Annotated in this window: 23 protein-coding genes; 8 read left to right on the forward strand and 15 right to left on the reverse strand. The window is 61.2% G+C overall.

Features of this window, described 5'->3' with window-relative positions; translation table 11 throughout:
• Nucleotides 1–19: 19 nt before the first annotated feature.
• Together ACR0BZ_RS15160 and ACR0BZ_RS15165 are read left to right on the forward strand one after the other, a co-directional pair.
• Nucleotides 20–1,183, forward strand: a complete 1,164-nt coding sequence (locus ACR0BZ_RS15160) for a benzoate/H(+) symporter BenE family transporter (RefSeq protein ID WP_480920640.1) — start codon at nucleotides 20–22, stop codon at nucleotides 1,181–1,183.
• A 39-nt stretch (nucleotides 1,184–1,222) separates the two neighbouring features.
• Nucleotides 1,223–1,555, forward strand: coding sequence for a DnaJ family domain-containing protein (locus ACR0BZ_RS15165; protein ID WP_267363466.1), 333 nt, complete (start codon nucleotides 1,223–1,225; stop codon nucleotides 1,553–1,555).
• Here ACR0BZ_RS15165 and ACR0BZ_RS15170 read toward each other — a convergent pair whose 3' ends face one another.
• Entirely contained in the window at nucleotides 1,556–2,338 is a 783-nt protein-coding gene (locus tag ACR0BZ_RS15170; RefSeq protein ID WP_209505660.1) for a crotonase/enoyl-CoA hydratase family protein, read from the reverse strand.
• 66 nt (nucleotides 2,339–2,404) lie between these two features.
• Nucleotides 2,405–3,475: an SMP-30/gluconolactonase/LRE family protein gene (locus ACR0BZ_RS15175; protein WP_480920641.1), complete on the reverse strand. Its 1,071-nt coding sequence runs from the start codon at nucleotides 3,473–3,475 to the stop codon at nucleotides 2,405–2,407.
• Between the two features lie 90 nt (nucleotides 3,476–3,565).
• Here ACR0BZ_RS15175 and ACR0BZ_RS15180 point away from each other — a divergent pair, with 90 nt between their 5' ends.
• Nucleotides 3,566–4,681: a pyridoxal phosphate-dependent aminotransferase gene (locus ACR0BZ_RS15180; RefSeq protein ID WP_480920642.1), complete on the forward strand. Its 1,116-nt coding sequence runs from the start codon at nucleotides 3,566–3,568 to the stop codon at nucleotides 4,679–4,681.
• Between the two features lie 125 nt (nucleotides 4,682–4,806).
• Here ACR0BZ_RS15180 and ACR0BZ_RS15185 read toward each other — a convergent pair whose 3' ends face one another.
• The 6 genes from ACR0BZ_RS15185 to ACR0BZ_RS15210 all read right to left on the reverse strand — a co-directional run bounded on the left by ACR0BZ_RS15185 (nucleotide 4,807) and on the right by ACR0BZ_RS15210 (nucleotide 13,616).
• The gene (locus ACR0BZ_RS15185) at nucleotides 4,807–5,997 is read right to left on the reverse strand and encodes a pyridoxal-phosphate-dependent aminotransferase family protein (protein WP_480920643.1); all 1,191 of its coding nucleotides are present in this window, start codon (nucleotides 5,995–5,997) and stop codon (nucleotides 4,807–4,809) included.
• A 51-nt stretch (nucleotides 5,998–6,048) separates the two neighbouring features.
• Nucleotides 6,049–6,681 (reverse strand): bifunctional 4-hydroxy-2-oxoglutarate aldolase/2-dehydro-3-deoxy-phosphogluconate aldolase, encoded by a 633-nt coding sequence (locus tag ACR0BZ_RS15190; protein ID WP_480870663.1) that lies wholly within the window; start codon nucleotides 6,679–6,681, stop codon nucleotides 6,049–6,051.
• Between the two features lie 4 nt (nucleotides 6,682–6,685).
• Nucleotides 6,686–8,491, reverse strand: a complete 1,806-nt coding sequence (gene edd / locus ACR0BZ_RS15195; RefSeq protein ID WP_480920644.1) for a phosphogluconate dehydratase — start codon at nucleotides 8,489–8,491, stop codon at nucleotides 6,686–6,688.
• A 2-nt stretch (nucleotides 8,492–8,493) separates the two neighbouring features.
• Nucleotides 8,494–9,939 (reverse strand): glucose-6-phosphate dehydrogenase, encoded by a 1,446-nt coding sequence (zwf, locus tag ACR0BZ_RS15200; protein ID WP_480920645.1) that lies wholly within the window; start codon nucleotides 9,937–9,939, stop codon nucleotides 8,494–8,496.
• A gap of 148 nt (nucleotides 9,940–10,087) precedes the next feature.
• Entirely contained in the window at nucleotides 10,088–12,331 is a 2,244-nt protein-coding gene (gene ptsP / locus ACR0BZ_RS15205; RefSeq protein WP_480920646.1) for a phosphoenolpyruvate--protein phosphotransferase, read from the reverse strand.
• A gap of 46 nt (nucleotides 12,332–12,377) precedes the next feature.
• Nucleotides 12,378–13,616, reverse strand: a complete 1,239-nt coding sequence (locus tag ACR0BZ_RS15210) for an aspartate kinase (RefSeq protein WP_480920647.1) — start codon at nucleotides 13,614–13,616, stop codon at nucleotides 12,378–12,380.
• 165 nt (nucleotides 13,617–13,781) lie between these two features.
• Here ACR0BZ_RS15210 and ACR0BZ_RS15215 point away from each other — a divergent pair, with 165 nt between their 5' ends.
• The gene (locus tag ACR0BZ_RS15215; protein ID WP_480484393.1) at nucleotides 13,782–14,138 is read left to right on the forward strand and encodes a hypothetical protein; all 357 of its coding nucleotides are present in this window, start codon (nucleotides 13,782–13,784) and stop codon (nucleotides 14,136–14,138) included.
• Here the strand turns inward: ACR0BZ_RS15215 and ACR0BZ_RS15220 are convergent.
• From ACR0BZ_RS15220 to ACR0BZ_RS15240, 5 genes are all read right to left on the reverse strand, one after another.
• Nucleotides 14,132–14,770, reverse strand: a complete 639-nt coding sequence (locus tag ACR0BZ_RS15220) for an SDR family oxidoreductase (RefSeq protein WP_480507787.1) — start codon at nucleotides 14,768–14,770, stop codon at nucleotides 14,132–14,134. The two genes, ACR0BZ_RS15215 and ACR0BZ_RS15220, sit on opposite strands and share 7 nt — an antisense overlap.
• Nucleotides 14,771–14,773: 3 nt before the next feature.
• Nucleotides 14,774–15,229, reverse strand: coding sequence for a DUF1178 family protein (locus tag ACR0BZ_RS15225; RefSeq protein WP_480507785.1), 456 nt, complete (start codon nucleotides 15,227–15,229; stop codon nucleotides 14,774–14,776).
• 72 nt (nucleotides 15,230–15,301) lie between these two features.
• Complete coding sequence (locus tag ACR0BZ_RS15230; RefSeq protein WP_480915099.1) at nucleotides 15,302–15,817, reverse strand: NUDIX hydrolase; 516 nt, start codon at nucleotides 15,815–15,817, stop codon at nucleotides 15,302–15,304.
• 85 nt (nucleotides 15,818–15,902) lie between these two features.
• Nucleotides 15,903–16,646, reverse strand: coding sequence for an EcsC family protein (locus ACR0BZ_RS15235; protein WP_480920648.1), 744 nt, complete (start codon nucleotides 16,644–16,646; stop codon nucleotides 15,903–15,905).
• A gap of 52 nt (nucleotides 16,647–16,698) precedes the next feature.
• Nucleotides 16,699–17,193, reverse strand: coding sequence for a GNAT family N-acetyltransferase (locus ACR0BZ_RS15240; protein ID WP_480920649.1), 495 nt, complete (start codon nucleotides 17,191–17,193; stop codon nucleotides 16,699–16,701).
• Nucleotides 17,194–17,265: 72 nt separating this feature from the next.
• Between ACR0BZ_RS15240 and ACR0BZ_RS15245 the strand changes: the two genes are divergently transcribed.
• Nucleotides 17,266–17,871: a flavin reductase family protein gene (locus ACR0BZ_RS15245; RefSeq protein ID WP_480920650.1), complete on the forward strand. Its 606-nt coding sequence runs from the start codon at nucleotides 17,266–17,268 to the stop codon at nucleotides 17,869–17,871.
• Between the two features lie 135 nt (nucleotides 17,872–18,006).
• Here ACR0BZ_RS15245 and ACR0BZ_RS15250 read toward each other — a convergent pair whose 3' ends face one another.
• Nucleotides 18,007–19,641: a SulP family inorganic anion transporter gene (locus ACR0BZ_RS15250; protein ID WP_480488476.1), complete on the reverse strand. Its 1,635-nt coding sequence runs from the start codon at nucleotides 19,639–19,641 to the stop codon at nucleotides 18,007–18,009.
• Nucleotides 19,642–19,806: 165 nt separating this feature from the next.
• On the opposite strand from ACR0BZ_RS15250, the gene ACR0BZ_RS15255 reads away from it, so the two are divergent.
• The 3 genes from ACR0BZ_RS15255 to ACR0BZ_RS15265 all read left to right on the forward strand — a co-directional run bounded on the left by ACR0BZ_RS15255 (nucleotide 19,807) and on the right by ACR0BZ_RS15265 (nucleotide 22,250).
• Complete coding sequence (locus ACR0BZ_RS15255; protein ID WP_480920651.1) at nucleotides 19,807–20,367, forward strand: invasion associated locus B family protein; 561 nt, start codon at nucleotides 19,807–19,809, stop codon at nucleotides 20,365–20,367.
• A gap of 66 nt (nucleotides 20,368–20,433) precedes the next feature.
• Nucleotides 20,434–21,306 carry an S-methyl-5'-thioadenosine phosphorylase gene (locus tag ACR0BZ_RS15260; RefSeq protein WP_480920652.1) on the forward strand — a complete coding sequence of 291 codons (873 nt, stop codon included), beginning with the start codon at nucleotides 20,434–20,436 and terminating at the stop codon, nucleotides 21,304–21,306.
• Nucleotides 21,307–21,620: 314 nt separating this feature from the next.
• Nucleotides 21,621–22,250 carry a LysE family translocator gene (locus ACR0BZ_RS15265; RefSeq protein ID WP_209598172.1) on the forward strand — a complete coding sequence of 210 codons (630 nt, stop codon included), beginning with the start codon at nucleotides 21,621–21,623 and terminating at the stop codon, nucleotides 22,248–22,250.
• Between the two features lie 8 nt (nucleotides 22,251–22,258).
• Here ACR0BZ_RS15265 and ACR0BZ_RS15270 read toward each other — a convergent pair whose 3' ends face one another.
• Entirely contained in the window at nucleotides 22,259–22,432 is a 174-nt protein-coding gene (locus ACR0BZ_RS15270; RefSeq protein ID WP_209505622.1) for a hypothetical protein, read from the reverse strand.
• Nucleotides 22,433–22,450 lie beyond the last annotated feature (18 nt).

Genomic DNA, 22,450 nt, shown 5'->3' on the forward strand with positions numbered 1-22,450 from the left:
CCAACCGCCCGAGGCAGTCATGACCCAGTTTGCCCCACCGCTCCAGACAGTCTCGACCGGGCTTGTAGTCGCCATTGTCGGATTCTTCAGTTCATTTCCTATCGTGTTGCAGGGGCTGGCCGCGATGGGGGCGTCTCCGGCGCAGGCGGCCTCGGGCCTGATGATGGCGGCCATCGCAATGGGACTGACCGCCATTGTTCTGAGCCTGTGGTACCGGCAACCGATCAGCGTCGCCTGGTCGACGCCGGGGGCGGCGCTGCTGGCGGTGTCCGCAACACCGGCGCTGGGGTTTTCCGAGGCAACGGGCGCGTTCCTGTGTGCAGGGGCGCTGACGGTTCTGGCCGGGCTCTGGCGGCCATTGGGGCGGCTGGCGGCCGCCATTCCGACGACTCTGGCACAGGCCATGCTGGGGGGCGTTCTGCTGCCGCTTTGCATTCTGCCCTTTCAGGCCGCAGTCGAATTGCCCGCGCAAGCCCTGCCGGTGATCCTGACATGGTTCATCGCAGGCCGGATCAACCGGCTGTTCGCTGTTCCGGCGGCCGTTTTCGCCGCCGCGCTGGTTGTCGTGCTGAACGCAGGCGACGCATCGGTGACCCCGGCGCGATGGCTGGCGGCACCGGTCTGGACCACGCCCAGTTTTTCGCTGGCCTCGACCATCGGGATCGCCATCCCGCTGTTCATCGTCACGATGGCGACCCAGAATATTCCCGGCATCGCGGTGATGCGCAGCTTTGGCTATACCCCGGCTCCGGGCAGGCTGTTTTCATCCGTGGGTGGGGCGAGCCTGTTATCGGCACCATTTGGTGCACCTGCCACCTGCCTTGCGGCGATCACGGCTGCGATGTGTTCCAATGAAGACAGCCACCCAGACCCTGCGCAACGGTACTGGTCAGCCATTATGGGTGGCGTTTTCTATGGCGTATTCGGCATCTTTGCTGTAGCGATTACCGGCTTTGCCTCCCATGCCGATCCTCTGTTGATGGGGACACTGACCGGTGTCGCCCTGATCGGCGTTCTGGCCAATTCGATTTTCGCAGCACTTGAGGTTCCGACCGAGCGTGAGGCCGCGATGCTGACCTTTGCGATCACCGCATCGGGTATCTCGGTCTTTGGGCTGGGCGCGGCGGTCTGGGGCCTTCTGGTCGGCGGGCTGGCCTATCTGGTGAGCAACAGAATTCGGTAGCCGCTTTCGTATCCCGCCCTTACCGGGTATAGTTGCGCCATGTTCGGTTCACTTGGAAAACTGGTGGAGCGCCAGATCAAAAAGGCACAGGCCGAGGGGCAGTTGCAGGGCCTTGTCGGCGAAGGTCTCCCCCTGCCCGACCGGTCCGGCGAGGCGCAGGGCGATCCGGCCATCGCCGCCGGGCACCGGATCATGGCGCAAGCCGGGGTTCTTCCCGAAGAGTTCGACATCAAAAAGAAACTGGATGCGGCCCGCAAAGCGTATCCGGCCCTGACCGACCCCGCGGAACGCCGGGCCGCGATGTCGGAGATCGCTGATCTGGAAATGCGTTACAACATGGCCCGCGATGCGCGGCGGGCTTTCATGCGCTGATCACTTGAACTCGGGCTTGCGGCCCTGCATCTGCGCCATCACGACCTCCATCTGATGAGGCTTGCCGATCAGCTCCACCTGCTCGGCGGATTCCGCCTTGAGAACGTCTGCGCGGGGCTGGGTTTCGGCCACTTCGATCAGCCGCTTGGCCGCACGGATAGCCGAGGGGCTTTGACCGGCGATATTCTCGGCAATGGCCAGAGCTTCGGTCAGCGGGTCATCTGAAAGCTGCGTGACCAGTCCCCAATCCATCGCCTGCTGCGCGCCGATGGGCCGGGCCGTGTAGGTCAGCAGGCGCAGCACGTCCGAACGCACAAGCCGGGGCAGCAGAACCATGCCGCCCATATCGGGGATGATACCCCACTTCATCTCCATCACCGCCAGTTTCGCCTCGGGGTGCGCGATACGGATATCCGCGCCCAGAGCGATTTGCAGGCCACCGCCATAGGCGACACCCTGAATGGCGCAGATCACCGGCACCGGTACGCGACGCCAGATCAGCGCCAGCTCCTGCATTTCGTTGGCATCTTCGTGGCTGCGGGTCATCAGCCATTCGGTGGGGTCCATATGGGCCATCTTGGCAAAGCTCGCCATGTCGAGCCCAGCGCAGAAGCTTTTCCCCTCGCCCGACAAAACCACGGCGCGGGCGTCCGAGGCGGCGACCTCTTGCCCGGCAGAGAGCAATGCCTTGACCATCGCGTCATCCAGCGCATTCATCTTGTCACCTCTGGTCAGGGTGACATGGGCAACATGGTCTTGATAGGTGACGGATACACGTGACATGGGGGACCTCCCGAAATTCAGTTGCGGCGACCATGCCCGGACGGGACGCCGAATTCCACTGCGACGTCAGGGCAGATCGCTGACAGGCATCCGCCCGAACCAGGGGGAATCGAGCGTCATGACATAGAACTGATCGCCCACGATCCGGCCCCCTGTCGTGATGCCAATACGGCCTTGAGGGTCTTGAAGCGTGCGCAGGATCGTGCCTTCACCATCAAACTGCACCAGCATACCCCGATGGATCGGTGCCGGGCGTACAGCCGGACCCAGCCGCCAGACCACCTTGCGCAGGAAGGGGTACGGCATCAGTGCCTCGGACGGGACACGCGGGCTGGCGAAGGCCATCCAGTAGGTGCCATCACCCTGTGCTTCGAGATTGTCGGGATAGCCGGGCAGGTTGTCCAGCAAGACCTCTTGCTGACCGGCTTTCGGCCCGCTAAGCCACAGCTTGTGTACCCGTGCGCGGCCGGTTTCGGCGATCAACAGGAAATCTGCGTCAGGTGAGAGCGCAATGCCATTGGTATAGACGAACCCAGTGGCAATCTTTTCGGTGCGGCCATCGGGGTTGTGACGCGCGACATAGCCTGTATCGGATTGTTCCCAGATGGTCAGGACCGAGGTCGGCTTGGTTCCGCCCATGGTTTCGGGGTCGAACCGGTCAGAGGAGTTCGAAAAATAGATCGTGCCGTCCTGTGCCACGTCCAGTTGGTTTGCATAGACCACGGGTGCACCGTCGATATCTGCCACCACGGATTCAAGCGTGCCCGACCCGGTCCAGCGCATCACCCCGCGAAAGCTGTCGGCAATATATAGCGCGCCATCCGGCCCGGCCCTGAGGCCCAGAGGACGCCCGCCAAGCTGGTCGACCACAACAGGGTCGGCCCCGTCAATCCGATAGAGCGTGCCAGACCGGCTGGTCGTATAGACCGCGCCGTCGGGCAGGATGGCGATATCTTCGGGGCCGGTTTCCCCATCCGGCAGGCGGATCAGCTGCGCGGCGTCCAGCGCGGTGTTTTCTGCGAAATCTCCTGTGAAACCGGCATCTTCCGGTATCTCAACGGCGACGGGGATAACGGGAACGGGCCAGAACAGAAGATAGGCAAGGCCCAGAAGAACAATGGCAGACAGTATGCGCATCTGCGCTCCTTACTTTTGTTTCAATACGTTCTGACGCGCGGGATGAGGTGCGCGCTTGCCCGAAGCTCGGGCTTGGGGTTATCTGCAGGCATGACAGGACCTCGATACACCCCGCTTGCCCAATCCCTGCCCGCCACCGTGCCCTTTGTGGGCCCCGAAACGCAAGAGCGTCAGCGCGGCGCGGCGTTCATTGCCCGTCTTGGGGCCAATGAGAGCGTGTTTGGCCCCTCGCCCCGCGCGATCCGGGCCATGGAGCAGGCCGCGTCTGATATCTGGATGTATGGCGATCCCGAGAATCACGATCTGCGCCATGCTTTGGCCGAGTATCATGGGGTAACCCCCGAAAATATCGTCGTAGGCGAAGGGATTGACGGGCTTCTGGGTTATCTTGTGCGTCTGATTGTAGGGCCCGGGGATGCGGTTGTAACCTCGGACGGGGCGTATCCGACGTTCAATTATCATGTGGCCGGGTTCGGTGGCGTTCTGCACAAGGTTCCCTATGCCGGGGATCACGAGGACCCGGCGGCCCTGTTTGCGAAGGCGGCCGAGGTGGGGGCAAAACTGGTCTATCTGGCCAATCCGGACAATCCGATGGGCAGCTGGCATTCCGGCGCGGATATCGTGGCGGCGATGGATGCCCTGCCCGACGGTTGCCTGCTGATTCTGGATGAGGCTTATGTGGAATGCGCGCCAGATGGGACAGCGGCACCCGTCAGCGCAGACGACCCTCGCGTGATCCGGATGCGGACATTTTCCAAGGTCTATGGCATGGCGGGCGCACGGGTTGGCTATGCCATGGGAGCGCCCGACCTGATCGCAGCCTTTAACAAGGTGCGCAACCATTTCGGCATGAACCGCGCGGCGCAGGCCGGGGCGCTGGCCGCGTTGCAGGATGGCGCCTGGCTGGAGCACATTCAGACACAGATCGCAGAGGCGCGTGCGCGGATTGGAATGATTGCCCGCGAGAACGGATTGGAGCCCCTTCCCTCGGCCACCAATTTCGTGGCGATTGATTGCGGGCGGGAAGGCGAATTCGCAAGAGCGGTACTGGAGGCTTTGGTTGCGCGGGGTCTGTTTGTCCGGATGCCGTTTGCAGCGCCCCAGAACAGGTGCATCCGGGTAAGCTGTGGTGACACAGCAGATCTGGATGCTTTTGCGGTCGCCTTGCCCAAGGTGCTAGCAGAGGTGCGGTCAAATACTGCCTAGCGCTGGTCTGTCTTGCCATCGGGTCAAAGGGGGGCTGTCTGCCCCCCATCGCGCAAAGCGCGATCCCCCCGAGGATATTTTTAGCCAGATGAAGAGGTGGATCGGTGCTGTTCGTCTGAGGCGTGTCAGGCGGCCAGAACGGCAGCGGCGGCCTCGAGCGCGCCTTTGCCACGGGGGATATCAAGCGCGGTCATGGCCGTTTCCATACCGCCCAGCATCGCCATCACCATCTGCCCGTTGACATGACCCATATGCCCGAGGCGGAAACAGCTGTCGTAGTCCTCCATCCCAAGACCAATGCCCAATGTCAGGCCCAGTTGATGTTCGGTGAACGCGCGTAGGGCCGTGCCGCGCCCTCCGGTCAGGCGCAGGGCTGTAACGGCATGGCTGCGGTGGTCGCGGTCGGCAACGTTCAGATGCAGCGCGCCGCCTTCGGCCCATGTTTCGCAGGCCGCCCAGATGGCAGTAGCCAGACGCTCATGGCGGGCCCAGACCTGTTCGATCCCTTCCGCATGGATCAGGTCGAGCGCGGCGCGCAGACCATAGAGGTGATGCGTCGGCGCGGTACCGTCGAAATACTGGTAGAACAGGTCGGGATTGGCGCGCGGCTGCCAGTCCCAGTATCGCGACACACGCGGCATGGCGGCCCGCTTGGCCTGTGCTTTGTCGTTGAAAAAGACAAAGCCTGTGCCTGCGGGGGTCATCAGGCCTTTCTGGCAGGCGGTGACCGTGACATCGACGCCCCATTCATCCATCTCGAACCGGTCGCATCCCAGCGAGGCAATGCAATCGGCCATCAACAGCGCCGGATGGTCCAGATCGTCGAGCAGTTTGCGCAGTGCCGGGATATCGTTGCGGATCGAGCTTGATGTGTCCACATGAACCGCGAGAACGGCCTTGATCTGACGGCTTTTATCCGCGCGCAATGCGTCGGCAATTCGGTCGAGATCCCAGGCGGATGAGGTGCCGAAATCGATCAGCTGCACCTTTGCCCCGATGCCTTCGGCCATCTCGCCCCAGCCATGGGTGAACCGGCCCGAGGCAGGAGCCAGAACGGTTTCGCCGGGGGCGATCACGTTGGACAGAGCGGCCTCCCACGTGCCGTGACCATTGGCAATGTAGATGGCAACGTCATGGCCTGTGCGAGCAACCCGGCGCAGATCGCGGGTCAGGTCGGGCATCATGTCGATGAGCGCGCCATCGTAGATATTGGGCGACGGGCGATGCATCGCCTGCAGGACTGCGTCCGGCATCACCGAAGGGCCCGGGATCGCCAAATAAGTTCGCCCCTGGGAGAGGGCAGATGTCTGTGTCATGGGGTCAACCTGTCTGAGTTGACGCCCACATTACCGAGGGGCTTCGCGACGTCAATCCGCCAGCTTGGATGCCTCGCGCGCAAGTGTTTCGATCCCGGCCCAGTCACCGCTTTCGACCATCTGCTTGGGCGCGACCCAGCTGCCACCGGCGCAGATCACATTGGACAGGGACAGGTAGTCACGGGCGTTGGACGGCGACACCCCGCCTGTCGGGCAAAAGCTGATCTGCGGCAGGGGTGCGCCGATGGCTTTGAGTGCGGGCGCGCCGCCCGAGGCCTCGGCCGGGAAGAATTTCAGCATGTCATAGCCTTTTTCCAGCAATGCCATCGCTTCGCTGGCCGTGGCCGCGCCGGGCAACAGCGGCAGGCCCTCGGCCTCACACGCCGCGATGAGCGCGTCGGTTGCGCCCGGAGAGACGCCGAACTGCGCGCCCGCCTCTTTGGCGGCGCGGACATCTTCGGGTGTGACCAGCGTACCTGCGCCGACCACGCCGCCGGGCACCTTGGCCATCGCGCGGATCGCGTCGAGCGCGGCGGGCGTGCGCAAGGTGACCTCGAGCGCTGGCAGACCGCCGGCGACCAATGCCTCGGCCAGCGGGCGGGCCTGCGCAACGTCATCGACGACCAGAACCGGAACGATCGGGGCCAGTGCGCAGATTTCACGGGTGCGTTGGGATTTGGACATGAGGTTAAACTCCGAAAATGCTGGCACCGGTGTCGGCCGAGCCGACATTCTGGCGGAACGCACCAAAAAGATCGCGCCCTGCACCGTGTTGATTGGCGGACAGGTCGGTGGTGACGGGCGCGCGGTCCAGAACGCCTGCGGTGAGGATTTCCAGATCACCCCTGACCGCGTCAACGCGCAGGATGTCACCGTCCTGAAGGTATGCAATGGGGCCGCGGTCGAGCGCCTCGGGGACAACATGGATGGCGGCGGGTACCTTGCCGGACGCGCCAGACATGCGGCCATCGGTGACCAGCGCCACTTTCTGCCCCCGGCCCTGCAGGATCGACAGCATGGGCGTCAGCGAGTGCAGTTCCGGCATCCCGTTGGCCTTGGGGCCCTGGAAGCGCACGACGACGATGACGTCACCGGTGAACTCGCCAGCCTTGAAGGCTGCCTTGACCGCGTCCTGGTCGTGGAAAACGCGGACAGGAGCCTCGACCACCTGATGTTCTGGCGCGACGGCTGATACTTTCATGACCCCGGTGCCCAGATTGCCGGTCAGGCGCGACAGGCCGCCGGTGGGCTGGAACGGGTCGCGGGCGGGGCGGACAATCTTGTCATTCAGGCTGTGGCCCGCGCCGTCTTGCCAGGTCAGCTCACCATCGATCAGCTTGGGCTCGCGCGTGTAATTGCGCAGGCCCTGCCCGGCAACGGTCAACGTATCGGGGTGCAGCAAACCTTCTTCGAGCAACGTGCCAATGGTGAACCCAAGTCCGCCTGCGGCGTGGAAGTGATTCACGTCGGCCAGACCGTTGGGATAGACCCGCGCGACCAGCGGGACCACGGCGGAGATATCGGAAAAATCCTGCCAGTCCAGAACGATACCACCAGCGCGCGCCATGGCAATCAGGTGGATCAGCAGATTGGTCGAACCTCCGGTCGCCATAAGGCCGACGATACCGTTCACAAAGGCCCGTTCGTCGAGCACCTGATAAACAGGGGTATAGCTGTTTCCCAGCGCACTGAGCGACAGGGCGCGGCGCGCGCCCTCTTGTGTCAGCGCGTCGCGCAAGGGCGTGTTGGGATTGACGAAGCTGGAGCCCGGCAGGTGCAGGCCCATGAATTCCATCAGCATCTGGTTGGTGTTGGCGGTGCCGTAGAAAGTGCAGGTGCCGGGACCGTGATAGGCCGCCATTTCGGCGGCCATCAGTTCGTCGCGCCCGACCTCTCCGGCAGCGAATTTCTGGCGGACCTTGGCCTTTTCGTCATTGGGCAGACCGCTGGTCATTGGCCCTGCGGGCAGGAACACGGCAGGCAGATGCCCAAACGCCTGCGCGCCGATGATAAGACCGGGGACAATCTTGTCACAGACGCCGAGGAAGACTGCCGCGTCATAGGTGTTGTGGCTGAGTGCTACGCCAGTTGCCAGAGCGATCACGTCGCGTGAAAACAGCGACAATTCCATCCCTGCTTCGCCCTGGGTGACACCGTCGCACATGGCTGGCACGCCACCCGCGACCTGTGCGGTGCCTCCGGCGGCGCGGATCGCGTCGCGGATCAGGGCGGGGTACCGTTCAAAGGGCTGATGGGCAGACAGCATGTCGTTATAGGCGGTGACGATGCCCAGATTGCCCGCCGTGCCGGTGGCCATGGATTGCTGGTCTTCACCCGCACCCGCATAGGCATGGGCCTGACCGCTGCAAGACAGGTGCGCACGGGCGGGGCCCTTGGATCTGGCCTGTTCCATCCGGTCGATATGGGGGCCGCGCAGACCGGCGCTGCGGTCGATGATCCGTTTGGTGACGTCGGAAATGACAGAGTGAACCATGATTACCCTCCGATCTGACGCCAGCGACGCCCATCGCGATGCATCAGCATCAGTGCTTCTTCGGGGCCTGAACTGCCCTGATCGTACTTGGCGGGTTTGTCCCCGCGCTGTTCCCAGCCGTGAATGATGGGATCGACCCAGGCCCAGGCGGCCTCGGCCTCGTCCCCACGCATGAACAGGGTCTGATCGCCCCGGATGACATCCATGATCAGGCGTTCATATGCGTCCGGGGATTGCGAGTCATCACCCAGCGCGTCGGCAAAGCTCATGTCCAGAGCGACATCTGACAGGCGGAACCCGCCCTGCCCCGGTTCCTTTATCGTTGTGCGCAGGGTGATGCCTTCGTCAGGTTGCAGGCGGATCACCAGCACGTTGCCATGCAACGGGCCGACATTGGGAAAGATCGTGTGTGGCGGGTCGCGGAAGAACACCGCGATTTCAGAGGCACGGGCGCGCAGGCGTTTGCCTGTGCGCAAGTAGAACGGCACCCCGGCCCAGCGCCAGTTGCCGATATGGACCTTGAGCGCAATGAAGCTTTCGGTGCGGCTGGCCAGGTTGCCGACGTGGTCAAGGTATCCGTCACCGCCCTTGCCCGTGCGATACTGACCACGGGCGATGTCCCTGGGTTCGACCGGTTCCAGCGCCTCAATCACCTTGACCTTCTCGTCACGCACTGCGTTGGGAGAGAACTTTGACGGAGGTTCCATCGCGGTCAGGCACAGCAATTGCACCAGATGGTTCTGGATCATGTCCCGCATCGCGCCGGATTGATCGTAATAGGCCCCGCGCCCTTCGACCCCGACGGTTTCCGCCACTGTGATCTGCACATGATCGACATGGGTCGAGTTCCAAAGCGGTTCGAACAGGGAATTCGCAAAGCGCAGCGCCATCAGGTTCTGCACGGTTTCCTTGCCCAGATAATGGTCGATCCGGTAAATCTGGTGTTCCTTGAAACAGGCCCGCAAGCCTTCGTTCAGCGCCCTGGCCGAGGCCAGGTCATGGCCGAAAGGCTTTTCAACAACGATGCGGCTGTCCGGCGTGGCCAGACCGGCGTCATGCAGGCGCTGCGCAATGCCCGAAAACAGGCTGGGACCCACTGACAGGTAAAAGGCCCGCACCACGTCGGGGCGCAGCATCTTGGATAGATCGGACCATCCGGCATCGCCCAGCGCATCCACCGGCACGTATTCAACATGGGACAGAAACCGGTCCAATGTGTCTTTTTTGAACTTCGGTGCGAATTCCTGCATCGATGCACGGACCTGATCGCGAAACCCGTCGCTGTCGATATCCGAGCGCGCCGTGCCGATGATCCGCGCCCCATCGGGCATCTGGCCGACCTCAAACCGATGGTACAGGCCCGGCAGGATCTTACGTTGCGCCAGATCCCCGGTCGCGCCGAACAACACAAGATCGAACGGCTCTACCGGAATTACGCGTGAAACCATCACAGGCTCCTTCTCGAGTTTGCCGATATCAGTTCAGCACGGCATGAAACGGCTCTGCGGCACACTGTTACCGCTAACATTGCCTGCGTGATAAAAAGCCCGCGCGAAAAAATCAAGCATAGTTTCCCAAAAAGCGAGGTTTTGCGGGCTATACCTGACTGCGCAGCCATTCCATCACGGCCGGGCGCACGGATTGTTCGCCACGATGGCGTGCGTCCGCGATGATTTTGCGTACCTCCATCAGGTCACACCGCAGCAACAGGCTTTTGACCGGACCAATCGACGCCGGGCGCATCGACAGGGTGCGAATACCCATGGCCGCAAGGCACAGCGCCTCGACCGGGCGGCCCGCATCCTCGCCACAGAAACTGAGCGGGGTGTCCGAAAGCCCGCAGCGTTCGACAATGCGTTCCATCAGGCTCAGGAAACTGACATTCAACGTGTCATAGCGGCGGCGGACCAGTTCATTTTCGCGGTCAGCCGCAAAAAAGAACTGCTTGAGGTCATTCCCGCCGATCGAGATGAAATCGACCTCGTCAAAGAACTTTTGCGGCGCAAAGGCCAGCGATGGAGTTTCCAGCATCGCGCCGACTTCAAGCGTTTCGGGCAGAACATGGCCCAGTCGCTTTTCGCGTTCGATGGTTTTGTTCACCTCCCAGCGGGCTTCGCGATATTCCTCGGCCTGCGCGACAAAGGGGAACATGATGGTCAGTGGGCGGCCATTGGCGGCGCGCAGAAGGGCCTGCAACTGCATCCGCATCACGCCGCGTTTGTCCAGACCGACACGAATGGCGCGCCAACCCAGGGCCGGGTTGGGTTCGGCCACGTGTTTCATATAGGGCAGCACCTTGTCCGACCCGATATCCAGTGTGCGGAACACCACCCTTTTGTCGCCTGCCGCATCCAGAACCCGCTGATACTGAGTGACCAGCTCGGACCGTTTGGGCATCTGATTGCGGATCAGGAATTGCAGCTCGGTTCGGAACAGGCCAACACCTTCGGCACCTGATGTTCCCAGCGACGGCAGGTCGGCCATAAGGCCTGCGTTCATCACCAGATTGATGCGCGTCCCGTCGCGTGTGATACAGGGGGTTTCGCGGATCGAGGCATAGCGTTCCTGCGCTTTGGCCTGCATCGCGATCTTGTCGCGGAAGGCGCTGACCACGCTGTCTTCGGGGCGCAGGTGAACAACGCCCTGATCGCCGTCCACCAGCACATGGTCGCCATTCAGCGCTTCGGTCGTGATCCGGCCCACATGGACCACCAAAGGGATTGCCAGCGCACGGGCCACAATGGTGGCGTGACTGCCGACTGAACCCTCTTCGAGGATGATCCCCTTCAACGCCCGCCCGTATTCCAGCAGGTCACCGGGGCCGATATTGCGCGCGACCAGAATCGGATCGGGCGGCAGATCGGCGCTGTCGGTTTTTCCCTGCCCGGTCAGAATGCGCAGCAAACGGTTGCTGAGGTCGTCAAGATCCGCCAGCCGTTCGCGCAGATAGGGATCGGACACCTGCCCCATCCGGGCGCGCGCCTGAGATTGTTCTTTCTCGACCGCGGCCTCGGCACTGAGCCCCAGAGCAATGTCCTCTTCCATCCGGCGCATCCAGCCTTTGGAATTGGCAAACATCCGGTAGGCTTCCAGCACCTTGAGCTGTTCGGTGTCACCATCCCGGGAAATCTCGAGCATCTTGTCGACGCCGACGCGCAGCTCTTCCACCGCCTCATTCAGACGTTCGCGTTCCCGGTGCGGGTCTTCGGCGATCGGATTGGTGACAACCACACGGGGTTCATGCAGCCAGACATGGCCTTCGGCGGAGCCTTCCTGCGCCGGGCCGCCGCGCAGCAGGACCGATTGCTGGTGCCGTGGCGACAGTGCCGCGCCTTCGCCGACAAAGGCGCCCAGTTCGGTCATTTCGGCCAGCACCATGGCCACCACTTCCAGCGCATAGATTTCGTCGGCGGAAAATTCGCGCGCTTTGCGGGACTGGACAACCAGAACACCCAGCTTTTCCCCAAGGCGCTGCACCGGCACACCGAGAAAGGACGAAAACCGCTCTTCCCCGGTTTCCGGCATATACCGGAACCCTTTTTCAGACGGCGCATCCGGGGTGTTGACCACCTTGCCGGTCTTGGCGACCCTGCCCACCAGCCCCTCGCCCATGCGCATCCGGGTCTGGTGTACCGATTCAGGCGCAAGTCCCTGGGTCGCGCAGAGTTCCAGGGTCTCATCATCGCGGAACAGATAGATTGAGCACACTTCGCTGCGCATGCTGTCGGCGATCAGATGAGTGATCTGATCAAGACGCTCCTGTCCAGCGGCTTCGCTGGCCATCGCCTCGCGCAACCGCCCCAGCAGCTTGCGGGATTCTGTTTCCGTGCCGTCCGCCATGGCCCAACCAATTCAGTGTGTCAGGCGAAACCCTTGGCCGATCAGCTCAGGCCGCCTTGTCCAGTTCAAAGGCATCATGCAGTGCCTGAACGGCAAGTTCCATGTATTTCCTGTCGATAAGAACGGAAATTTTGATCTCGGAGGTTGTGATGACCTTGATGTTGATCCCCTCATCCGAGAGTATCTTGAACATTTTGGCCGCGACACCCGATTGCGAGCGCATACCGATTCCCACCACCGAGACCTTGCAGACACCGGTATCGGCGACCAGTTCGGCATAATTGAGCTCGCCCTTGTCCTTGATCGCCAGCAGCGCTTTTTCGGCACGGACCACCTGATCGGTGGGGCACGAGAAGGTCATGTCCGTGCGCCCCTCGTCCGAGATGTTCTGCACGATCATGTCGACATTGACGCCCTCATCGCTGAGCGCGGTGAAGATGGTCGAGGCGATACCGGGACGGTCCGCCACCGAAACGACGGTCATCTTGGCCTCGTCACGGGAATAGGCCACACCGGCCACAACATTGGATTCCATGATATCCTCCTCGTCAACGACCAGCGTACCGGCCTCGTCGGATTGTTCTTCGAAACTTGAAAGAACGCGCAGTTTCACCTTGTAGCGCATTGCCAGTTCGACCGAGCGGGTCTGTAGCACCTTGGCGCCCAGCGACGCCAGTTCGAGCATTTCCTCGAACGAGATCCTATGCAGCTTGCGCGCCTTTTCGCAGATGCGCGGATCGGTGGTATAGACGCCATCCACGTCGGTATAGATATCGCAGCGTTCCGCACCAAACGCGGCGGCAAAAGCCACGGCAGTGGTGTCCGAGCCACCCCGGCCCAGCGTGGTGATGCGGCCTTCGGGGCTGAGCCCCTGAAACCCGGCTACAACGGCCACTTTCATGCCTTCGTCAAATTTCTGGGTGATGTTCGTGGTCGGGATGTCTTCGATCCGCGCCTGGCTGTGCGCACTGGTTGTCAGCAACGGCACTTGCCAGCCCTGCCAGCTGCGCGCAGGAACATCCATTTCCTGCAATGTCAGCGCCATCAGGCCAGCGGTGACGTTTTCACCCGAAGATACAACAGCATCGTATTCGCGTGCATCAAACAGCGGCGAGGTCTCGTTCACCCAGCCCACCAGCTCGTTGGTCTTGCCCGACATGGCCGAAACGATGACAATCACGTCATAGCCCTTGGCAACTTCGACGCCAACACGCTTGGCTGCGCGGCGGATGCGGTCCAGGTTGGCAACCGAAGTGCCGCCGAATTTCATAACGAGTACGGGCATGGGGGCAAAAGTCTCCGCGCCTTGGATTAGAGGTCCCGAGCCTCATAAGCGAGGGGCACCCCAAGAGCAAGAGCGCAAACAGGACCCGCCTGTGGCACAGGGCCGCTTTACATTGCGCAGGTGCAGTGTCAGCCTGCGAGTAACAACCAAATCAAGAGGTTCCCCATGTTTCGCCTAGCCCTTGCCGTTACTTTGTTGTCGTCGCCTGCATTGGCGCAGGTTGCCAGTGTGGCAGGCACGGACGGAAAGAATGCACTGGGCAAGGTGCCCTGCGCCGCAAATGCCGGTGACCCGATGCAAAGCTGCAATGCAGAGCTGCGCCACCATGACGACGGCACCACGACGCTGGCCGTGGCTTTGGGTGATGGCAAGGTGCGCAACATCTATTTCAAGGATGGTGCGCCTGAGTCCAGCAGCTCGACCTCGAAGATGACATATGAAACGCTGGGTGACCTGCTTGTGGTCTATATTGAACCCGGTGAGGTCTATGAGATTCCCAAAGCGGCGCTGACCCGTCAGTAAACGTGCGCCTGACCGTCATAGGTTTCGAAACAGCCGGTTGAGCTGATCGACAGGGCCTCAAAGCGTTCCATCAGGCCGGAGGCGGCCTGATCGACATCAATATCAGCAGCGCCACCGCCCATGTCGGTTTGTACCCAGCCCGGATGATAGATGCCCACGGCGATCCCGTCGGCTTTCAGATCCGTCGCCAGGTTTCGCCCCAGATTCAGCGCCGCCGCCTTGGAAGCGCGGTAGATATAGCTGCCCCCCGGCGCCCGCGTATGGGATGCCATCTGAGACGAGATGATCGCGACCTTGCCGCCTGCAGCGCGCAGATTGGGCAACAACGCCTGCACGGTCAGGAAAACGCCGGTCACGTTGGTGGCAAAGCTTTGCGCCCACATATCGGCGGGGTAGTCGTTGAGCGTGTGCCCCTTGTCCAGATAGACCCCGGCATTGCAGATCAGCAGATCAACGGGCTGGTCTTGCAGCTGTTCGGCCATTGCCGCCTGTTGGGCCGGGTCCGACACGTCCAGACGCACCTGTGCACTGCCATCGCGTGCAGTTCCGGTGACCACGTCACCGCGGGTGCCGTAGCGCATGGCAAGGGCGCGACCGATACCGCGATTGGCACCGGTGATTACGACATGCATGGATCAGTTGGTCTTTCTGCTGGGCAGAAACGGCAGTGGCGCCACCGGCACGCCATCTTCGATCAGCGATTTCGCCTCATCCGGTCTGGCTTCACCGTAAATCGAGCGCTCTGGCGCCTCTCCCAGATGCATCTTGCGCGCTTCGCTGGCAAAATCCTTGCCGACGTAGTCCGAGTTCTTTTCTACATGGCGGCGCATCTCGGCCAGAACCTTCTCTATCTCGGGCGAAGGGGTGGCAACGTTGATCCGTTCGTTGGAAACAGGCGCGCTATCGGTTTTTCCCTTTGCGTTCCGGGCCGGACGGACACGCGGTGTCATGATCGCCTTGGCAACCTGCGCACATCCGCAGATCGCGCAGGTCACCATCCTTGCAGAAGCCAGCTTGTCAAAGGCTTCGGCAGATTGAAACCAGCTGTCGAATGTGTGGCCTTCACTGCATTTCAACGCGTATTGAATCATGTTCAGTCCAAAATTGCGATTGGCGAATAGATACCGACCAGACTGACAATATCAAGCCTCTCTGGTGCTATCTTAATGTGTATGGGTCTTAAAGTCGCGTAACAATTCGGCAAGCTCGGGTGATCTGACCTTTTGGGCCGCGTTTTCAGGCGCAAACCACTTGCGCCTGCGCTCATGCTTTTCGGGGAAGTCCTGCGACATTGTCTGTACATGCAGCGCAAAAACATCAACCAGAATCAAGGTCGGAGGCTGATTTGGGCGGTGCTTGACGTGCAGAAACTGCCCCAGCCCCGCTTTGCTGCATCGCCCTGTCACACCTGCTTCTTCCCAGGCTTCCTGCATTGCGGTTTCTGATGGGGTCAGCCCGGGGATAAGCCACCCTTTGGGGATAATCCAGCGCTGGGCCTGACGCGTTGTAATCAGCAAAACATCTGGCTGGCCATGCAGTATCCGGTAACACAGGGCAGAGGATTGCCGCAAAACAGGGTGTTCCGAAGTCTCAGGTAATTCACGCAGCACCGGCCTTGCATTCATCGCGTGACGCACCTTTTGTTCACGTAACGGGTTTGCCCGCCATATAGGCAGCATGACGCTCCTATTTAGCGGCAGTTGCTTTACAAACTACCACATGAAGTGGCACCCGCCAAGTCTGGTGCTTCCGTGCATCTGTTGGCTACATGCGGGTCGACAGCTGTTTCACCAGCTCGTCATGCGGGATATCGGCATCAACCGCCAATCTTCGCAGGCCGAAATGCACGCGCGCAATTTGCTGGTAATAGCGCGAATAGACATAGTTCGTGCCACCACCGGCCAACGCGCCGAGCACCGGGACGGACTGTGCCGCCAGTTTTTGCCCCAGCACGATTGAAAAGCGTGGTGCCACGGCAGCAATCAGACGCTGCATGGCCGGTCCGGTCAGTGTCAGGCGCACCGAGAAAAAGCCAAGATCCGCACCGTCATCATGCGACAGCGGGCCCGATGCGGACAAAACCCGCACACAGTCGAACTTTACGTTCTCGGCAGACGGATCGAAACCTTCGCGCGCGGCGGCCCCCTGAATGGCGCGCAACAGCATGGCGGTTGTTGCAGGCAGCTCCATCAGGGCTGTTGAAACACCGCCCAGCCCGCCGGCCGCGCCCATGGCCGTGGCAAGCGCGGTATTGACCCAGGGCTGCTGATCAGGGATCGCACGCCGGGACCCCTGAGCCGCGTGCATCGCAAGCCACAGCGCCTGCTCGGTAGCCCCTGTCAGGCCGTTCCGAACCGGATCGGGCAATTGCTCGAGCAGTGACTCGGCTGATCCGCCCAGCTTGTTCAGCAGTTTGACACCAGCCCCTCCGGCAGATCGGTAATAACCCGCCAAACGATCCAGTTCAGCCTCGGCATCCACGTTTTCGACAAGAACCACGTTCTGCATGTGCGTCCTCCTGCCTATCAACATTGGCGTTGAATCGTGTCGATTCAATAGGTCAGCGGGTCCAGCGGGTGACGGCCCCATGAACTCCGGACCAGACCCCGGGCGTCAGTTCCAGCCCCAGCACCCGGTCCGGGTTGGTGGGCGGCGGCATCTCGACACCTTGCAGCCGCGCAAAACCAAATCGCCTGTAATAGGGTTCGTCACCGACCAGCATGACCCGCTGCCATCCGAGTTTGCGCCCGGCTTCAACACCGGCATGGATCAGATACCCGCCCAGACCCTCGCCCTGGTGGGTAGGGTGCACGGCAACCGGGCCTAGCAGCAATGCATCGTGTTCGCCGACATGGACCGGCCAAAAGCGGATCGCCCCAGCCAAGATACTCTGACCGTCGCGCGCGACCAAAGACAAGCCCGCAACCGGCGGCACATCATCGCGCAACCGGTAGGACGACAACGCCTCACGGCCCGGCGCAAAGCACAGATCGTATAGGGCCTCGACCTCCCACCAATCGTCCGGCTCTTCCGGCCTGATCCCGAATTGCTGCACGTTTGCCCTCTTTTCCTTGCTGGAAATCGCCCTAGCACTTCGTTACGCCTTGGGCAAACGCTTGGAGATATGATGTTCTACCGCCCCGAAGACGGCCACGGCCTGCCGCACAACCCATTCAATGCCATTATCACGCCACGCCCGATCGGCTGGATCTCGACCCGTGATGCGGATGGGATCAACAATTTGGCACCCTATTCCTTTTTCAACGGGGTGGCTTACACACCACCGCAGGTGATGTTTGCCACAACCGGCACGAAACACGATCAGGTCGGCGGCAAGGACAGTATCGCCAATATCGAGGCGACTGGCGTGTTCTGTGTGAATGTCGTGGCCCATGCGCATCAGGATGCGATGAACGCCAGCTCGTCCAGTCTTCCGAAGGAGGTGGACGAGTTTGTCCATGCCGGATTAACCCCGGTCGAATGTGAAACCATCCCCTGCGCTCGCGTACAAGGCGCCCCGGCAGCACTGGAATGCAAGTTGACCCAGATCGTCACTCTGCCGGGCGCGGCCAACCGCGTCGTGTTCGGCGAAGTAACAGGCGTACATCTGCTCGACGACCACATCCGAGAGGGCAAGTTCGACGTAACCTCATTCAAACCTCTGGCGCGGCTTGGGTACCGGGACTATTCGGTCGTGTCCGAGTTGTTCTCGCTCAATCGCCCGGATGATTGAGGGTGTCGGGGGCTCTGCCCCCACCACCCGTTCCGGGCGGCTCCCCCGGGATATTTTTTGGCCAGATGAAGCAGGGATCCTTCATTCATCTGGCTTCAAATATCCCGGAGCGCGAGGCAGAGCCTCGCAAAAGGATCAGTGGCCGCCCAGAATGCCGGTACGGACCGAGTAATCGACGGCAAGTTCGTAATCCGGGTCATCGTCACTGTCGACCATCAGGTGGCCTGCCTTGTTCAACAGCTTGTGGCAATCCCGGCTCAGGTGGCGCAGCATGACGCGTTTACCCGCGGCCTCGTATTTGGCCGCGATGTTTTCGATGGCTTGCAACGCCGACTGGTCAACCACACGGCTTTCAGCGAAATCGACGATGACGGTTTCCGGGTCATTCGGCACATCGAAGAGTTCGATAAAGCCATCCGATGACCCAAAGAACAGCGGCCCCTGGATTTCATAGACCTTCGCCCCTTTTTCGGTCGCGGACTCACGGGTGACGGCGTGGATGCGCTTGGCGTTGTTCCAAGCGTAGGCCAGAGCCGACACGATGACACCGACCACAACAGCAACCGCGAGGTCTTCCATCACTGTCACGACGGTGACCAGAACGATGACAAAAGCGTCAGTCAGTGGAACCTTGCGCAGGATCTTGAACGAGTTCCAAGCAAAGGTGCCGATGACCACCATGAACATCACCCCAACCAGCGCGGCCAGCGGGATCTGCTCGATCAGCGGTGAGGCAAACAGGATGAAGGTCAGCAAAAACAGCGCCGCAGCGATCCCGGCGATACGGGTCCGGCCACCGGATTTCACGTTGATCATCGACTGACCGATCATCGCGCAGCCACCCATGCCTCCGAAAAAGCCGGTCACGATATTCGACGCACCCTGGGCGATACATTCCTGAGACGCCCCGCCGCGCTTGCCGGTAATCTCACCCACTAGGTTCAGGGTCAGAAGGGATTCAATCAGGCCAATCGCGGCCAGAATGACAGCGTAGGGCAGGATGACCTCAAGCGTGCCCCAGTTCAGCGGAACCATCGGGATGTGGAAGGCAGGCAGACCACCTTCGATCGAGGCCAGATCACCGACGCGCGGAACATCCAACCCCAGACCGATCACCAGCGCAGCGACAACCAGAATACCGGCCAGAGGCGCAGGAATGATGCGCGTGATGCGCGGCACCACCCAGATCACCGCCATGGTCAGTGCCACAAGGCCCAGCATGGTGTATAGCTGCGCACCCGAGAGCCATTCTCCTCCGCCCATGCCGTGACCGGTGTTTTCCATGGTACCCGGCACCTTGAACTGGCCCATCTGGGCCAGAAAGATCACGATGGCCAGGCCATTCACAAAACCCAGCATCACCGGGTGCGGCACCAGTCGGATGAAGCGGCCCCAGTGCATCGCCCCGGCGATAACCTGGAGGATCCCCATCAGCACCACCGTCGCGAACAGGTATTCGACACCATGTTCGGCCACCAAAGCCACCATGACGACCGCCAGCGCGCCCGTCGCTCCCGAGATCATGCCAGGTCGCCCGCCGATCAGCGCGGTGATGAGCCCCACAAGGAAAGCGGCATAAAGGCCCACCAGCGGGTGCACGCCTGCCACAAAGGCAAAGGCCACGGCCTCGGGCACCAGTGCGAGGGCCACGGTCAGGCCGGACAGCAGCTCGATCCGCAGGCGAGAGAAGGTCAGCCCCTCATCCGGCACCCAGCGCAGATCGGGTATGGCGATACGGTTGGCAAAACTTGCCAGCAAGGCTCGGGGCATTGGACAGTCCTATAGGATTTTATGTTCGCGCGAAGGGATCGTTGTAGCGGGCGCGCCGCTGTTAAGCCACCGCGGGAGGTGGGATGCAGCCATGCGCACAGCGCATAACTTGCCTCTCGGCAACGTGATTTGCGGCACCCGGATCAAGCACCCAAATGTGAGTTCATGCGCTGGATTGCCCTCATATTTCTATCAGCCCTGCCCGCCTTTGCACAGGACTTGGAAGGGAATGACACCGCCGGAAACTGGCGTGTCACGCACCATGAAATTTTCGGCATCTGGAATTCGATTTGTGACGAGCGTGAAGAAGCCGGTACTTTGGTGCAGCGCTGCTACATAAGGCGCGCCGAGGTGTTTTCCTTGCGTCCGAAATTTGCGGCGCAATTCATGTTCATCACACCTGAACCAGATGGTTTCAAAATCGAGTTCGGGATTGAGCCCGGCACCTTCTTCAGCCCTTCAGGATTCCGCATAGAGAAAGAACAGGATGTGATCTGGCGCACGCGCCGTCCCGGTTGCCTTACAGGGTTACGCTGTACGTTCGAGGATCATCGCGCCGACGGCCTGCTGGATGCCATGCTGAACGGGGATGCGTATCGTTTTGAGTTTCGTGACAGGCATGGTCAATCGCAGGACCTGACGTGGCCGCTGGATGAGTTTGGAGCCGCGTGGGCGGATTTCGATACGCAATCTCAACAGCGTAACCTGCTGGCGAAACAGGAATAGACCTCTTGTCAATTTCGGGCCGAACCCGCACAAATTCAATATCAGTATTTCAGGCGGAGCAGGACAGTGACCCAAACCAGGATTGCCGTTATCGGCGGATCAGGCATCTATGACATCGATGGGCTGGAAAATGCGGAATGGGTCAGTGTCGATACCCCTTGGGGGACGCCCTCGGATCAGATTCTGACCGGGTCGCTGGACGGTGTCGCAATGGCCTTTCTGCCGCGCCATGGGCGCGGGCATGTGCATTCGCCGACCGATGTACCCTATCGCGCCAATATCGACGCGCTGAAACGGCTTGGTGTGACGGATGTGATCTCGGTCTCGGCCTGCGGGTCGTTTCGCGAACACATGGCACCGGGTGACTTTGTCATCGTCGATCAGTTCATCGACCGGACATTTGCGCGCGACAAGAGCTTTTTCGGAACAGGCTGCGTGGCCCATGTCAGCGTTGCGCATCCGACCTGCCCGCGCCTGTCGGACGCTTGTGAAACCGCAGGCAAGGCTGCCGGTATCACGATCCATCGCGGCGGCACCTATCTGGCGATGGAAGGGCCGCAGTTTTCGTCTCTGGCGGAATCGAAGATGTATCGCGAGCAATGGGGCTGCGACGTGATCGGCATGACCAACATGCCCGAAGCCAAGCTCGCCCGCGAAGCCGAGCTTTGTTATGCCTCGATCGCGATGGTCACCGATTTTGACAGCTGGCACCCGGATCATGGTGAAGTGGATGTGACCACCATCATTGCGACCCTGACCGGCAATGCCGATAAGGGCCGTGCACTGGTCAAGGGCCTACCCGCCCTGTTGGGGTCCGACCGCGCGCCCTGCCCGCATGGCTGTGACCGGGCCTTGGAATACGCAATCCTGACTGCCCCTGAAAAACGCGACCCGGCGCTGTTGGCCAAGTTGGACGCGGTTGCGGGTCGGATTCTGTAGGTTCTGCGCGACGCGTCGGGCATTGCAGCCGACAGCAGATCGGTTTTCCGGATCACGTTGTTCAAGCGTCCAAGCATGGCATCGACCCTTGCGCTCGAAACTGTCCGGGCACAGGGGATGCGGGTACTTTCTGCCGGGATACTCGCCGCAAGAATGCGACGGTTGTGACGGATCGCACTCGTATCAGTTTTCGTGCAAGTCTCGGCCTGATCCGACCGATTTGAAGGGCCCGAAAGCTGGTCGCCATGAAAATTGTCAAGTACTGGTAGTTTGGCTATAGCGGTACCAAAGGAACGTATTGCGAGCAGACCCTTATGTCTCTGGAACTCTGGCTGGCCTTTGTTGCCGCATCCACCGCCTTGCTGCTGATCCCTGGCCCAACCGTGCTGTTGGTGCTGAGCTATGCGCTGTCCAAGGGGCGCAGCGTTGCCGTGGCCTCGGCCACAGGGGTCGCTGTGGGGGATCTTGTGGCAATGACCGCGTCTTTGTTGGGACTGGGCGCGCTTGTTCTGGCCTCGGCCACCTTGTTTTCCGTCCTCAAATGGGTCGGAGCGGCCTATCTGGTCTGGCTTGGGGTTAAACTGCTGCGCAGCGCCCCGGCAAGTGGTTTGGGAACGGTCGCGACCGGGCGGGATGTCACCCCCCGCAGCGTGTTTGGACATGCGGCCGCAGTCACGGCACTGAACCCGAAATCCATCGCCTTTTTCATCGCCTTTGTGCCGCAGTTCCTGCGCCCGGCTGAACCACTGGGGCCGCAATTTGCCATCCTGATCGCCACTTTTGTCGGGCTGGCCTGGCTGAATGCGCTGGCTTATGCGTTGCTGGCCGACCGGTTGCGGCGGCTGATTGGCCGCGCCAGCGTGATCACCGGCATGACGCGGTTTGGCGGGCTGACCTTGATCGGGATGGGTTTCGCCACGGCAGTTCTGCGCCGCCCGGCCTGACCCCTTTTTCAGTTTTCGGCGTTTTCCTTCATGAACCCGCGGATAAACCGGCGGATTTCGCGGGCAGCTGATGTATCCAGCTCCCTGCACAACTCGACAAACGCGTCGCGTTCATCCTTGTCCAGACGCAGAACCAGCTGGCTGTTTTTCTTCGTTGATCCCTTGCCGTCTTTCTTTGGCACGCGCGTTTCTCCTAGCAA

The organism is Ruegeria sp. P8, assembly GCF_056534665.1.